Below are 14,424 nucleotides of genomic sequence, written 5' to 3'. Positions count from 1 at the left end.
AAGTGGCCAAAGCCATGCCGGAAGAAAATTATGGATTCAAACCGGAAAACGAGGCCATGACTTTTGGGGGGCAGCTGCTTCATATTGTGGACAATATCAGTTTTCTCACACGGCTTATTTCGGGCGAATCCAACACATTTTATGACAGGACCAAAGCAGAAGAGTTAAGCAAGGATCAGATCCTCGAAATCCTCAAAAATGCCAACGACTATATCGGGAAGCTGATTGTGGAAATTTCAACTGATGATTTGAATGCCGGCATTGAATTTCGTAAATTGGAAATGAGCAAAGAAAATATTTTTTACTTATTGAGAGATCATCAGGTACATCATCGTGGTCAATGCATTGTCTATCTCAGAATGGCTGGAGTAAAAGCTCCTGCTTATGTGGGTTGGTAATCAGCAATAAGATATTTAAATGAAGTTAGACCAAAAAATGTGATAAGCCAAAAATATCAAAACTTATGAAGATCAATAAACCCAAACTTTTAATTTTTGATGTCAATGAAACGCTACTGGACTTAAGTCCACTAAAAACCACTATCAACAATGCTTTTCAAAATGACTATGTTTTTGATTCTTGGTTTTCGCTATTGCTTCAATATTCCTTGGTTGAGACCACCACGGAACATTTTCAGGATTTTGGCACAATTGGAAAGGCCGCTATTCAAATGCTGGCTGAAAAACATCATGTCCCCTTAACACATGATGAAATTACGGATATCCTCGGTTGGATAAGAAAATTACCCCCTCATAAAGATGTCATTGAAGGTCTTCAAATGCTGCAGGAATCAGGATTTAGGCTGGTCGCCCTGACCAACGGTACTTTGGAGGTAGCTAAGGAACAATTGCAATATTCGGGATTAGAGCAATTTTTTGAACAGGTCTTCAGCGTGGAAAGTGTCAGGCACTATAAGCCCCATGGTCTGACCTATATGAATGTCCTCCGGCAGATGGATATACCAGCTTCCGAAGCCATGATGGTAGCTTGTCACGCATGGGATGTCACCGGAGCGCAAAGGGTTGGATTGCAGGGTTGTTATATTTCCAGACCTGGAATGGTTTGGTATCCATTGGAAAGGAAACCTATTATCACAGCAGATACAGTCATTGGTGTAGCAGAAAAAATCAAAAAGCTATTTAAAGTATAGAGGTTGATAAAAATCATCTGCCACAACAACATTTGTATTAATTATTTATACCAATAATCAAAGTTAGGGCAAATCCCAAAGCTGAAATAATAAAACCATACATAAATACATTGTAACTTTTTCTTAACAAGGTGTATTTTTTATTCAATACAATACCCAAATAATAAATATCCCGAATCATCGTAGAATATAGAAAATCTGCATCCTGCATCATGGTTTTCATCCCCGACTCATAGGTCTCGAAATCCATTTTATGGAAATTACCAAAGTAGAGTAAATTTGATTTCTTATTATCAATGTCTTTTTGGGTAATATTTCCTTCCGTGACTTTTGGACGGGTAGCAAGCACCGCAAATACTATAGTCACAAGGTTGGTAAGCAGCAGCAGGATAGTAGGAATAATAAATTGTGGCTGCTCTTCCAATTTTCTGATCAATACGGTAACGATGATGGAGACAATTATTGAGTTAACAGATATCATAATGTTAGCTTTATTGTCCGCAATTGAAGATAGCTCCAAGTGATTTTTTGAGGTGGTCCTGAACATAGTCTCTACCCCTCTTTCTGGAAGATTCTTCTTTATCATTTTCAAATCCTTTCTGGCTTGTTTTGCCGCTTTTTTCTCTTGTTTTCTCTGGATTTCATGTTGGAGGAGGTCGAGATTTTTTAACTTTCCTTTTTCATACTCCTTTTGCGCAATTTCAGTATGATATTTATGATTTTTAAGAATCAAATAGGTTTCCTTCAACCATTCTGTTTCACTTTTGTCATATTTCCCGAATTCAACCATTTCCTTGTATAGGGACTTGGATTTTTCGACAAATCCATCTTTTGCAAAATGGGAAAGATCGGCATCACAGATAATCTTTTCTAAAATGCCCTTAGGATGTTGGGGCATTCTTGTAGCCAAAATACAGGATTCCACTTTGTCAATAAGCTTACCTTCAATCTGAAACTTTTCAAAAAAGGTTTTGGCATAAAGAACACTTTTTTCCTCATGATTTTCGATCACATCCTCCCAACAACCCGTGTCATGAAACCATGCAGAAACTAGAAGTATTTCTTTATCAATCTCATTGATTTGGTGAAAATCAGCCAAATACTGACAAGCTGCCGAAACTTCCTCTATATGGTCAAGATTGTGATAGGTAAACTTTCTACTATCACTTTTTAAAAAATGTGCCGTCACCCATTTTCGCACTTTCTCTAATAAGTCATTATTTTCTTTCTTCATTTTTTGAATTGAAAAAGGTCCTTTACAATATAAATTTAAAGTTGACTGTCTTTCACCTCTTAATTTGTAGGCTTGCCGACATTATTTGTTTTATAAGATCCTGAGATTCGTTTTTCTCTTGGACTATGAAACTTACATTTAAATATTTTCTTCAACTTCCTATTTGCTTTCTACTGGTATTTGGAAATTTTTCACCTTTGATTGCCCAAAATCCTATCAAACAGAGGGTTTTTCTTATTGGAGATGCCGGAGATTTAGATGAAGGTCAGCATTTAGTTATGGATAAGGTGAAAAAACTGATCGATGACCAACCAAAGGATTTGAAGACAGACTATATTTTTTTAGGTGATAATATTTACCCGAGAGGAATGCCTGAAAAAGGAAATGACTATGAGGATGTCAGTTGTGAAATCCTAGATGCCCAACTGGATATCATCAATTACAAAGAGGGAAGACTTTGGATGATCCCGGGAAATCATGATTGGGAACAGGGAAAGCCCGGTGGCTTTAATGCCGTTTTGCGACAACAAGCCTATCTGGATTCTATTGCTAACCCAAATGTACAATGGCTTCCAAGAGATGGCTGTCCAGGTCCTATTGACATCAAGTTCAATGATAACACTATATTGATAGTCATGGATACCCAATGGTGGGTACATCCTTTTGACAAGCCAGAGGAGTTTTCGGATTGTGAATTCAAAACACGGGATGAAGTGATGGCAGGATTAGAAGACATCTTTCTCCAAAATAAAGACAAACTAATTCTGTTTGCTCTCCATCATCCTCCAAGAACCTTTGGAGAACACAACGGTGCATATACTCTCAAAGACCATCTTTTTCCTTTGACCGCAGCCAACAAAAACCTTTACATCCCTTTACCGCTTCTTGGATCCATATACCCTGTTTATAGGACATATTTCGGAAGCCTTCAGGACCAAGCCCATCCCCTTTACAAAATGCTGATTGAAAGGGTAAATAAAATTATCGAAAAACACCCCCAGGTGATTACTGTTTCGGGACATGATCATTCCTTGCAATATTTACAAGAGGATAATGCCCACTTTATAGTTAGCGGTTCCGGCTCAAGGTCAACAAAACTCAAAAAAAAGAATCCTTTGGAATTTGGAGCAACTTCCAAAGGTTTTGCGATACTGGATTTCTATGAAAACAATGCTGTAAGTCTTTCCTTTTTTGACTTGGAAAATTCAGATCCAATTTTTCAAAAGACACTTTTTGAAGATATAAATAGACCTTTTTACAGTCCTGAAGGGGATGATTTGGAAGAAGTTGTATCATTTCCGGATAGCGTAAGTACTCCAATCAGTTACCTCTATTATGTAAACAAGCTTCAAAGAAGGTTTTTGGGGGAAAATTACAGGCTGGAATGGCAGACCTCTGTTCCCCTGTCAGTTTTTAAAATCAATGAAGAAAAAGGAGGTTTTGAAATAGTCAAAAGAGGCGGGGGTATGCAGACCAAATCCCTCAGATTAAGAAACCTGAAAAATGAAGAGGAATATGTTCTCAGATCAGTAGAAAAATATCCGAGTTTGGCCATTCCCTCCATTTTGAGACAAACAGTTGCGAAAGATATTGTTCAGGATCAAATTTCTGCTTCGAATCCTTTTGCTTCTTTGGTAATTCCCACCTTGGCGAATGCTGTCGGAGTGTACCATACAGACCCAAAACTAGTTTGGCTCCCTGATAATCCTTCACTCAGGCTTTACAGGGAAGATTTTGGCGCTAATGTCTTCCTTTTTGAAAAAAGATATGCCACGCCGGATGATATTAAGAAAAAGGATTTCAAAACTTTCAGTACGGATAAAATGATCCAAGCTACCTTGGGTGACAATGATTATGTAGTCAATCAAAGGGAAGTTCTTAAGGCCAGGATGTTGGATTTATTTATTGCAGATTGGGACCGTCACGATGACCAATGGACTTGGATAGGAATAGAAACCAAAAAAGGAAGAGAATTTGTCCCCGTGCCAAGAGACAGGGACCAGGCATTTTTTGTCAATCAGGGATATTTACCCAAAATAGCAAGCCGCAATTGGATTATGCCCAAACTCCAGGGTTTTGATTATGATTTGAGAAATGTCAATGGCTTTATGTTCAATGGAAGGTATTTTGACAGAAGTTTTCTTAACAAACTTGAAAGAGCAGATTGGGAAGAAATCTTGGATGAAGTATCTGCTTCATTGACGGATGAGGTGATAGAGGAGTCAGTCACCAATTTACCTGATGCCATCTATAACATCAGGGCGCAAGAAATCACCTCAAAATTAAAATACAGAAGAAACTGGCTTAAAGAAAAGGGGCTTGAATATTATGAATTCCTGGCTAAGGAAGTGGATGTGGTTGGGAGCGAAAAAGATGAATTGTTTGAAATCACCCATTTCCCGTCTGGAAATATTGCTGTTCAGGTAAGTAAAATTTCCAAGAAAGGAGAAACCAAACAAAGCCTTTATGACCGTACATTTTATCCCGAAGAAACGGAAGAAATAAGGCTATTTGGTATAGGAGGAGAAGATGTTTTTCTTATTGGCGGAAATGGCCCGGGAAAAATAAAACTCCGGGTAATAGGAAGTGTAAAATCCGACAGTATTGTTGATGAAGCTTTTCTTGAAAAGAAATCACAGATAATCTATCAATGGAGCAAAGATGATGATTTTATACAAACCGGTAAAAACAGTAAAATAATTAGTTCTCAAAAATCTTCAATTTACGACTACAACAGAAAAGCTTTCAAATATGAGGTTACCAGTCCACTACCTTCTCTGGAATTCAATGCAGATGATGGTCTGTTTTTGGGTGCCGGAATTCAATGGATAAAGCAGGGATTCAGAAAAGAGCCTTATAAAACCCTGCATTCTTTAAAAGGAAATGTTGCCTTAAGAACCGGAGCTTTTAACTTTTACTACAGGGGACATTTTGTAGATGTAATAAAAAATTGGGATTTGGAATGGAAAACTGATGTAAGGGCTCCCAATTATGTCAACAACTTCTTTGGTTTTGGCAACGAATCCTCAGGGATAGATTTTGAAAACCATGATTTGGATTTTTATCGGGTAAGGTATAATATGGTCAACATGGGGCTCTATTTGAGGAAAGAAGTGGGTGCGTTTGGAAACTTCAAAATCGGTCCTATCTTAGAATACACTAGATTGGATGGAGAAGATAATGAGGGCAGATTTATCAATAACGAGGAATTGAGTGGATTAAATACCTTTGATATCAATCAAAGAAAACTCTTTTCCGGAATTCAATCCAGATTTGAAATCAATAAAAAAGATAATGAAAAAATACCCTCAAGAGGGATTCACTTTGTAGCGGATGCACGTCATTTAGAAGGATTGAATGAGTTCAGCAGGAGGGTTACAATTTTAAATTCTTCTTTATCATTATATTGGACTTTTAGGGAGGCTTCCCGATTCACCTGGGCAACAAGTTTTGGAGGTGGGTACACTTTTGGGGATTATGAATTCTTCCAGGCCCAAAACCTTAGTGGCAAGACTAATTTAAGGGGATTTAGGAGATTTAGGTTTGCAGGTGATGCTATGGCTTATAATAATACTGAATTACGGATCAGATTTGTCAATTTCAAAACCTATTTGTTTCCGGCATCAAGCGGAATATTGTTGTTTCATGATGTTGCAAGAGTTTGGTTTGAGGGTGAAAATTCCCGAAGATGGCACAGAAGCACAGGTGCTGGAATTTGGATCGCACCCTTAAATCGTGTTGTCATTACAGGTTCAATGGGATTCACCAGGGAAGAAAATCTATTGGCTATCACCTTTGGATTTCAATTTTAAAGAGGTTTAATGATGAAAAAGCATACTTATTTTGACAGAGATCTGAGCTGGTTGACATTCAACCACCGGGTACTTTTAGAGTCCACAAATCCGACTAATTCGATTAGTGAAAGGATCAAATTTTTGGCCATCTTCTCATCCAATTTGGATGAATTCTATAGTGTAAGATATCCGTTTATTAAGGCTGTACAAAAAATAGAAACTAAAGAAGGAACAAAAAAACCTAATTTGAATATCAGTGAAATGGCTGATAGAATCATTGGTAAACAACTTAATGATTTTGGTAAATCAATCAGGTCCATAGTCCGTGGTCTAAAATCAGAGGGGATTCTATGGGTATATAATGCCCCAATTCCAAACATTATCCTACAAGAAATCAACTTGTATTTTCTTAATGTGATTTTGGGACACTTACAAATCATTGATATGGGGAAAAAAGATATTGATTTTTTCCCTGAAAACAACAAGATTTATCTGGTGGTTACCGTGAAAAATAAAAAGGAAAAAAAGATCATTATCCCTTTACCTTCATCGCACATTCCCAGGTTGGTTCTGTTTGAAAAAAATGGTAAAAAGTATGTGGTTTTCTTGGACGACATCATCAAAACCAATTTGAAATGGGTTTTCCCAAATTCTGAAATCAACATGATTTCCAGCTTTAAAGTCACCAGAAATGCGGAGATAAATTATAGGGAGGAAATTAAAGGTGATTTTCTGGCAACTTGGGAAGAAAAACTCAAAAAACGTGATTATGGACTCGCCACAAGATTGCTGTATGATCAGGATATACCGGTTGAATTTTTGGAACAATTCAGATCTCAATTAAATCTTAAAGCTGCCTCCTTGGTCAAAGGAGGTTCTTATCATCATCTCAAGGATTTGTTTGATTTTCCCAAAATAAATGAGTTGGAAAGCAAACCTATCCAATGGCCAACAATTTCTTATCCGCTTAGTATTGATAAGAGTATTTTTGAACAGATCGACAATACAGATATCCTAATACATACACCATATCATACATTTGACCCAATCGTCCGTTTTTTTAATGAAGCTGCAACTCATCCAAAAGTGAAAGAAATTTATTTGACTATTTACCGGGTAGCACAGGATTCAAAAATTTTGAAAGCTTTGATTTCAGCGGCAAAAAACGGGAAATCAGTGACAGTTTTTGTGGAACTCAAGGCCAGGTTTGATGAAGAAAACAACCTGAATTGGGCTAAAATCCTGAAGAAGGCAGGCATCAATATTATTTATAGCGATCCTACATTAAAAGTCCATGCCAAAGCAGCTCTTGTAAAACTCAAATCCGGTAAATCAGAAATCTTATATGGTCTATTCGGCACCGGAAATCTTAATGAAAATACAGCAAAAATTTATACCGATCACTTCCTGTTAACTTCAGATATCAACCTTACCTCAGAACTCAAACAGGCATTTATATTTTTGGAAAAAATCAAAACTCCCCCAAAAAAAGAAACATTGACTTTCAAAAATCTTTTAGTGGCACAGTTTAATCTTTTGGAGAAATTTCTATTGCTAATTCAAAATGAAATCAAAAATGCTCAAGAAGGTAAAAAAGCCGAAATTTTCATCAAATTAAATAACCTCGAGGAACAGTCACTAATTGATGCCTTGTATTTCGCCTCTAATTCAGGAGTTAAAATTCGGCTATTGGTCAGAGGGATTTGCCGCTTGGTTCTAGGCATTAAAGGTCAGAGCGAGAACATCACAGTAAAAAGAATTGTCGATAGGTTTTTGGAACATGGTCGGATTTTTTCATTTCTTAATGATGGAGATTCTCTAATTTACATGGGTTCGGCGGATTGGATGAACCGAAATATCCATCATAGAATTGAAATTTGTTTTCCCATACTCAATGAGCTGTTAAAACGTGAGATTTGCCATATCATGGAGCTTCAATGGTCTGACAATGTGAAGGCTGTTGAATTGAAAAGACTATTGAAAAACATCCCGGTAATTGACTCAGAACCAAACGCCCGCTCTCAAAAAGCAATACTGGATTATTTATCAAAGATCTAAAACAAATATGACAGTCCAAGAGACCCGTAAGTATGTCTGGTACTAAAATTGGAATCAGCTGATATTAAGTGCCTACTTAACCTTATCCCAACCGGTCCTGACTGCATCATCAAACCAAAATCAAAACCTGCCATCCTATTTCTTTTATTGAGCGCATTGGTCGTATTTCCAATTGCTTCCTTTCCCAAAGTAGTATCGATCAAACTGATTCTCCCAAAACCTTTTGCGAACAAAAAGTATTCATTTTTGGCTTTTTTGGAAGTATTGTTCAGATTGGTTCCATAATATTTAGTATTTGAAAGCGAGCTATTGAATATTCCTGCCCTGATGATTACACCCTGTTGAAGATAGGTTTGAAAATTACCAATGGCAGCTTTGCTCTCAGGAACAATTTGTATCCATTTAGCCACGGGAACTGAAAAGGCATAGGTTCCACTGACTCCATAGATAAATTTATTGGAGAGTTGATTCTCCCACCCTTCAAACACCGGACTGTCTATCAACCTGTGAAAGTTATCCTGAATCCACTCTGCCCCTGAAATCTGCCCGCGTGCTCCCAATGAAAGTCCTAAGGAATAAAATCTTTTTTCCTGGGCGGAAGATAAGTTTTGCTCCAAAACTGTAATCCCTGCAAAGGGTCTTATTTCTGCATTATTGAGATTCTTTTCAAACTCAGGTGTAAATCCTTTGACAGACAAATTTGCACCATACAAGAGTTTGGAGGATTCTTTATTTTTCACAAAAAAGAATGCTTTGTTAAAACCACTTTGTTCCTTTATAGTCTGGCGATATCCTAAAAACAACCCGAAGGAATAGAATTGGTCGCTATTATGCTTGAATCGAAAAACATCATTATCATGATAGAAATAGACTGCATTATTTCGCACTCGGTCTTGGGCATTTAAAAAGGTGATGACATTTATAATGACGATAAATGTAAGCACACTGCGAATAAAGATTAGCTGTTTGAATTTCATTGGGGTAGTTAGATGGCTTTGTATAATTAGTCGAACTATCCATACTTTCCTGACAGTCTTTAAAAGACAGAATCCAGCTGATTATTTTCGCTTCTTAGTGTTTTGACTTTTCTAAAAATCTGAAAAAGAAGAATATAAACAAAAATTGCTACCGGCAAGGCCACCAATATCCAGGCCCCTACTGCCAGTGCCAATCTTCCTGAAAAAACTGAAAGCGTCTCAAACAGGCCTGTAGAAATTGAGGCTTTCAGCGTAGATAAATCCATCGCCACTGGCTGATACCCAAATACAAATTCTCCGATCCTGATAAATGGAATCAACAACAGAAACAGTAATGGAGTAAGCGCATAACTTACAGTGATCATGATGGGAAGATTTAACTTTAATTTTAAGGCCAAAAATGTAAGAATAACGGTTGTGGTTCCATATATGGGAAATACCCCAACAAAAACGGCCAATGCAATACTCATTGCCAATTCCTTTGGACTCAGCCCCTGTTGGAATAATCGTTTTAATTTTTGTTGATAATTTCTAAACCACATGATGTACAGCTTCCATATATTTTTTTAACCGCTTCATATTCAATCTATTTTCCATTTTTAAAATCAAAGAAAATATGGGTACTATGATCAACCTGATATACCAAATTGGGGAGGGGTAAAAATGATTACCAATACTTATACGGGTCTGGTTCCGTCCAGTTTTTTCAAGATGATATAGAATAATAAAATCAATATTTGGACTTTTCATATGTGCCCTTTCAATCAATTTCACATCTTTCTCATCATCTTCTAGCTGTTCAATTTTAATTTCTATTTGATTTCCTCCAATCAGGCATTCATGAGAAGTAGATACTCTATTGATTTTATGTTCCTTCAAGGTGATTTTTTTTAGATTCCTCATCCATTTCAACCTTTTATCAGGTTCGGTTAAAGCTAAAATCAATTCTTGATAACCATACTTTATATCTATGGCAGATTTCGCTTTGATGTCAGGTAAATTGACAATATTTCTGGAAGGAGGCTCTGTGATTTCTGATTTGAGATCACTTAATATCCGGTAATAAAAGACAGTGGGTTCTAAGCCTTCCATAATTTCTCTCATGACCATCATATCAAAAATCTTGATATCCGGTAAACAAGAAGCTTTTATAAAATCATCACTGAACAATAAATATTCATTTTGGCCAATTCCGTTTTTTAAAAGTCTATGAGCCAAAATAACATCTTTACCTAGCAGTTTGGAATATCCACCTACTTGATAAATAGAAAATTCGCCAAAGTGTACTATAAATTTAAGGGAAAGAGAATCCGTAGAAGTACAGGCCCCACAATGACAGACCCTGTCTCTGTCATAATATTTTAGATGCTGGTGAAACTTCTTGAAAATATTGATACATAGGGCTGTAATCTTATCAAAATCAGGCTTATCAATAAACTTATAAAATAAAATGGCATCGCCTTCAATCTCAGAAAGCAGAAATAAATCACCGGTTTCTTTGATAATCAATTCCAGCAATTCCGTGATAATATGCTGGCTGTGGCTGATTTCGGTATGATTGATAAAATGGGTAAAACCACTGATGTCAGGGATAAAAATGGTCCCAGTTTTGGAATTAGCAAAAGATGTATAATTATCCATTTTCGGTATACCCGTAATTTTTACTTTGGAAAGATCACTTGGCTTCAATCGACCAAACCTGTTTACCTGTATTCAGGATTGGGATGGTCATGGTCGCTTTTGTCCCACTGGCTTCGGACATTCCCATGGGCAGGAAAACCATTTGTCAACAGAAAAGCCAAATGCATCAGATTCCAGGTCATAAAAGTGGTATTTCTGGTGGTAAATTCATTTTCAAGACCGCCGCTGCCTTCATCCAAATAACTGGGACCTGGCCCTGCCTCCCCTATCCATCCTGCATCGGCTTGTGGAGGAATGGTATAACCCAAATGTTGCAGGCTATAAAGGATATTCATCGCACAATGTTTGACGCCATCTTCATTACCTGTAATCAGACAGCCACCTGCTTTACCATAGTAGGCATATTGACCTTCTTTATTCAGGTTTCCCGAAAAACCATAAAGTCTTTCTATTACTTTGGTCGCTATGGATGATTTCTCTCCCAACCAAATCGGAGTCCCGATAACGAGAATATTGGCATCCATCACTTTTTTCTGAATTTCCGGCCACTCATCTTTGTCCCAACCATGTTCGGTCATGTCTGGATATACCCCAAAGGCCACTTCAAAGTCCACTACCCTAATCAGTTCTGTTTTGACCCCATTGGCTTCCATAATCGTCTGAGACATGGCCATCAAACCTTCAGTATGGGAAAGAGCAGGTGATTTTTTCAAAGTACAATTGAGAAACACCGCCTTTAAATCAGAAAAATCGGTTTTGTTATCAGCATTCCATTGTGTTTGTATTTTATTCAGTTTGAATCTCATGAGACTTTGGTTTTTTTGAAAATGATTATTTTGAATCAAATCAAGATTATAAATAAATAATTCAGTTTGAGGAGATTGACATTTTTTGGATAAAATCTATATCAATTTTCGGGTAGATCTTACTTTGTGCTTTCTGAAATAAGTCATCACCAAATGGTCCTATATTTTTCAGTACAAATATTTTGTTTTTCTGAATCAATGTGATTCTTTGAAAATGGCTAGGATAGCCAAAAGAAAAACCACTATCAAGATGGATCAATTCTTTGCCTTCTAATTCATAAAATGAAGAGAACTCGATTCTGCCCTTTTCATCAAATCTCCTGCAATAAAAAAATGTTCCGATTTGTTTGATATCATACCAAGATCCAGCACCTTCTCCTGACAGCCATTTTGCGGTATTTGGAATGGCTGCATGTCTTTTCGGGGCTTCCAACACCTGATTCAATAACCTACATTTGGGCGGTGGCGGCAGATCATCATTTCCAACCATGATAACATTTCCGGAGGATTTCACATTTCCCATTGGGGTAGGTGTAATGCTTTTCGGAAACTGCAGTTTTAAATAAATCCCAATATATGGTTCTCCTGCTTTGACTACATCATTGACAAATCTGGAGCAGTTACTACCTTTTATAGCAAAAGGCCCATAGGGAAGTGGAGAAGATTCCTGCATTTCCAAAGCCTTTTGATTGGCTTTCTTAAAATTAATCTGACAGATAGAAGCAAATAATTTTCCCTGCCCGTGACAGGCTTCTCTTTTGGAAAGCATCTTTAAAATCTCTTTTACATTTGTAATATCTCCAAATTCATCATAAAGTGCTTGTTGCTTGATTACCAATTCCGGGTCAGTCAGTTCACCTCTCACTCTTCCATATTGATAGGGCGCATGGTATCTTCCAAAATCATAATAATGACATCGTCCTGTTTTTCCCTCAATCAGGACAACAGCGGCATGTCCAACCGCATAATAATGATTTTTACTTACTCCAAAGTAAGCCATCAAATTGTCATACCAACTACCCGGCTGTTTGCACCAGGTCTGTGGCCAAGCCAATACTATTGCCAAATCTTTTGGTCTTTCCCTATTTCTTTCCATGATTTCTGTTTTTATGGGGTTAAGAAGTGGCTATAGCATCTGAAATTTGAGAATTTTTAAATTTGATTGTTGCCGGTGCAACGCCGAAATCTTCATCCACAAGATGGGAAAGCTGCAAAGCTGATAAACCTATTTTCATCAGCGCCTGATGGTGGATACTATGTTCCAGATTATAAGCAAGTTCCCTAAAGATTGAAGTCTGAATAGTCAGTTTTTTTTCCGAACTGGCAGAAAAAGACCCTATCAAAGAAAGGCACCTGTCACTGTCCAAATTGAAGATCTTTTCAGAGATTTCTTCGATGGTCTTTAAGGCAAAGGCTGGATCAGAATCTAATCTCAAATTCCTTTTCCTGTTGTCATAATTGACTTCATTTGTCGCTGTACCATCCAATAGACATTGATACAATTCCAGAATATGCCTGAGATGTTGGCCTATCGAGGAACCGGAAAGGATTTCCAGTTTATTCACAAAATCCTCTTCTTTCATATTGTTGACCAATTCTCTGATCTGCAATAAATTTTGAATACAATAAATTTTCATGGCTGGTGGGGCTTTATTATTTCTGTTTTAACTTTTCCTATTTTAGGGCATTTACCTTGAAGCGTAATATGGGCTATCTTTGGAAACCAAAAAGAGCCACCATCGATCTGAATGAAAATTTTCTCCAGATACATCTCCTCTTGAGGTGGATCAGAAAAAATCCTGTAAATACCCGAATCATCTTTCTTCAGTATAAAAATCTTTTTGTCATATGGGGCAAATTGAAAAACCACGTGCTCTGAATCTTTTTCCAGGATTTTCAATCCATACGCATATTTGTTTTGGATCCATGTAAGAGATTCCTTCTTTCCTCCCTTTTCATTTTTCACCCAATAAATATTGAAAGGATTCTCAGCATCAAAATTTCCGGATTTGTCCTTATTAAGATCATAATAAATCACGTTTGTATCCTTACTCCTTTCAATGTAAAAGAGATGTTGGCTTCCAACCGAAAGGGTATCCGGAAGCGGATAACTGACTAGATTCAGTATCAACAAAAACAAAATCATGTATTACTGGGATAATGCATTTACAATATCACTGACAGCTGCCCTGTTTTTATAATTGGGATCAAAGTGCCTCCAAATTATTGTCCTATCCTGACCTATGATAAAGGTAGCTGGAATAGGCAGCCTTTGGCTTTCATCAGAATGAGCATCTTTCAAGTTTGCTCCCAAATCAGTATTGTATGCTGTCCTTGTAGCAAAATCCGGCAAAAAGGCCACATCGAAACTTTCAGAAATCCTATAATCTTCGTCAAACAAAAGCGTAAACGAGGCATTGGTTTTCTCAATTGTTTTCTGAATTTTTTCAGGTTTTTCAGGTGAAATGGCAACTACCCTAGCGCCTTTTGCATATATCGCATCCAAACTGTCATTCAAAGTATCCAAATGCCTGTTACATATCGGACACCACTGACCTCGGTAAAAGACGACAACAACAGGGCCTTCTTTGAGCAATTCATCTAAATTTTGTTTTTTACCATTTTGATCTATAGCCTCAAATAATGGGGCTTTTGCTCCAACTTCCAACCCTACTGCCTCGTTTACTGATTTGATGTTTTGATCTTGTGCTTTGACATTCCCCAAAAGGGAAAAACTAAATATGGCCATGATTATATATTTCAT

The 14,424-nt window shown here is 37.1% G+C and carries 13 protein-coding genes; 4 read left to right on the top strand and 9 right to left on the bottom strand.

Annotation, left to right across the window (positions count from 1 at the left end; genetic code table 11):
- The coding region (locus tag ACEW8U_RS23820; RefSeq protein WP_373524559.1) for a DinB family protein at positions 1–398 on the top strand (398 nt) is incomplete at its 5' end.
- A 65-nt stretch (positions 399–463) separates the two neighbouring features.
- Positions 464–1,150 carry a haloacid dehalogenase type II gene (locus ACEW8U_RS23815; protein WP_373524558.1) on the top strand — a complete coding sequence of 229 codons (687 nt, stop codon included), beginning with the start codon at positions 464–466 and terminating at the stop codon, positions 1,148–1,150.
- A gap of 37 nt (positions 1,151–1,187) precedes the next feature.
- Here ACEW8U_RS23815 and ACEW8U_RS23810 read toward each other — a convergent pair whose 3' ends face one another.
- The gene (locus ACEW8U_RS23810) at positions 1,188–2,384 is read right to left on the bottom strand and encodes a Pycsar system effector family protein (RefSeq protein WP_373524557.1); all 1,197 of its coding nucleotides are present in this window, start codon (positions 2,382–2,384) and stop codon (positions 1,188–1,190) included.
- A 125-nt stretch (positions 2,385–2,509) separates the two neighbouring features.
- On the opposite strand from ACEW8U_RS23810, the gene ACEW8U_RS23805 reads away from it, so the two are divergent.
- Both ACEW8U_RS23805 and ppk1 read left to right on the top strand, forming a co-directional pair.
- A complete protein-coding gene (locus tag ACEW8U_RS23805) occupies positions 2,510–6,196 on the top strand; it encodes a metallophosphoesterase (RefSeq protein ID WP_373524556.1) in 3,687 nt (1,228 codons plus the stop codon).
- A 9-nt stretch (positions 6,197–6,205) separates the two neighbouring features.
- Positions 6,206–8,236 (top strand): polyphosphate kinase 1, encoded by a 2,031-nt coding sequence (gene ppk1, locus ACEW8U_RS23800; RefSeq protein ID WP_373524555.1) that lies wholly within the window; start codon positions 6,206–6,208, stop codon positions 8,234–8,236.
- On the opposite strand, the gene ACEW8U_RS23795 is transcribed toward ppk1, so the two are convergent.
- From ACEW8U_RS23795 to ACEW8U_RS23760, 8 genes are all read right to left on the bottom strand, one after another.
- Positions 8,233–9,213 (bottom strand): lipid A-modifier LpxR family protein, encoded by a 981-nt coding sequence (locus tag ACEW8U_RS23795; protein ID WP_373524554.1) that lies wholly within the window; start codon positions 9,211–9,213, stop codon positions 8,233–8,235. The two genes, ppk1 and ACEW8U_RS23795, sit on opposite strands and share 4 nt — an antisense overlap.
- A 59-nt stretch (positions 9,214–9,272) precedes the next feature.
- Positions 9,273–9,755 (bottom strand): DUF2062 domain-containing protein, encoded by a 483-nt coding sequence (locus ACEW8U_RS23790; protein WP_373524553.1) that lies wholly within the window; start codon positions 9,753–9,755, stop codon positions 9,273–9,275.
- Positions 9,745–10,854 carry a DUF2652 domain-containing protein gene (locus tag ACEW8U_RS23785; RefSeq protein WP_373524552.1) on the bottom strand — a complete coding sequence of 370 codons (1,110 nt, stop codon included), beginning with the start codon at positions 10,852–10,854 and terminating at the stop codon, positions 9,745–9,747. The genes ACEW8U_RS23790 and ACEW8U_RS23785 overlap by 11 nt, the downstream gene beginning before the upstream one ends.
- 62 nt (positions 10,855–10,916) lie before the next feature.
- Complete coding sequence (locus tag ACEW8U_RS23780) at positions 10,917–11,660, bottom strand: flavodoxin family protein (RefSeq protein WP_373524551.1); 744 nt, start codon at positions 11,658–11,660, stop codon at positions 10,917–10,919.
- 61 nt (positions 11,661–11,721) lie between these two features.
- Positions 11,722–12,756 (bottom strand): DUF6695 family protein, encoded by a 1,035-nt coding sequence (locus ACEW8U_RS23775; protein WP_373524550.1) that lies wholly within the window; start codon positions 12,754–12,756, stop codon positions 11,722–11,724.
- A 19-nt stretch (positions 12,757–12,775) separates the two neighbouring features.
- Positions 12,776–13,297, bottom strand: a complete 522-nt coding sequence (locus ACEW8U_RS23770; RefSeq protein WP_373524549.1) for a hypothetical protein — start codon at positions 13,295–13,297, stop codon at positions 12,776–12,778.
- The gene (locus ACEW8U_RS23765) at positions 13,294–13,806 is read right to left on the bottom strand and encodes a DUF4833 domain-containing protein (protein WP_373524548.1); all 513 of its coding nucleotides are present in this window, start codon (positions 13,804–13,806) and stop codon (positions 13,294–13,296) included. Before ACEW8U_RS23765 ends, ACEW8U_RS23770 begins: the two co-directional genes overlap by 4 nt.
- A gap of 3 nt (positions 13,807–13,809) precedes the next feature.
- Entirely contained in the window at positions 13,810–14,424 is a 615-nt protein-coding gene (locus tag ACEW8U_RS23760) for a peroxiredoxin-like family protein (protein ID WP_373524547.1), read from the bottom strand.

The organism is Aquiflexum sp. (genome assembly GCF_041751335.1).
Taxonomy (GTDB): Bacteria; Bacteroidota; Bacteroidia; order Cytophagales; family Cyclobacteriaceae; genus Aquiflexum.
This window is presented reverse-complemented; position numbering and strand designations above follow the sequence as displayed.

Excerpts from the sequence above, each read along its gene's own strand:
- ACEW8U_RS23775 (WP_373524550.1), bottom strand. The coding sequence starts at position 12,756 with ATGGAAAGAAATAGGGAAAGACCAAAAGATTTGGCAATAGTATTGGCT.
- ACEW8U_RS23810 (WP_373524557.1), bottom strand. The coding sequence starts at position 2,384 with ATGAAGAAAGAAAATAATGACTTATTAGAGAAAGTGCGAAAATGGGTG.
- ACEW8U_RS23785 (WP_373524552.1), bottom strand. The coding sequence starts at position 10,854 with ATGGATAATTATACATCTTTTGCTAATTCCAAAACTGGGACCATTTTT.
- ACEW8U_RS23765 (WP_373524548.1), bottom strand. The coding sequence starts at position 13,806 with ATGATTTTGTTTTTGTTGATACTGAATCTAGTCAGTTATCCGCTTCCG.
- ACEW8U_RS23770 (WP_373524549.1), bottom strand. The coding sequence starts at position 13,297 with ATGAAAATTTATTGTATTCAAAATTTATTGCAGATCAGAGAATTGGTC.
- ACEW8U_RS23790 (WP_373524553.1), bottom strand. The coding sequence starts at position 9,755 with ATGTGGTTTAGAAATTATCAACAAAAATTAAAACGATTATTCCAACAG.
- ACEW8U_RS23780 (WP_373524551.1), bottom strand. The coding sequence starts at position 11,660 with ATGAGATTCAAACTGAATAAAATACAAACACAATGGAATGCTGATAAC.
- ppk1 (WP_373524555.1), top strand. The coding sequence starts at position 6,206 with ATGATGAAAAAGCATACTTATTTTGACAGAGATCTGAGCTGGTTGACA.
- ACEW8U_RS23815 (WP_373524558.1), top strand. The coding sequence starts at position 464 with ATGAAGATCAATAAACCCAAACTTTTAATTTTTGATGTCAATGAAACG.
- ACEW8U_RS23760 (WP_373524547.1), bottom strand. The coding sequence starts at position 14,424 with ATGAAATATATAATCATGGCCATATTTAGTTTTTCCCTTTTGGGGAAT.
- ACEW8U_RS23805 (WP_373524556.1), top strand. The coding sequence starts at position 2,510 with ATGAAACTTACATTTAAATATTTTCTTCAACTTCCTATTTGCTTTCTA.
- ACEW8U_RS23795 (WP_373524554.1), bottom strand. The coding sequence starts at position 9,213 with ATGAAATTCAAACAGCTAATCTTTATTCGCAGTGTGCTTACATTTATC.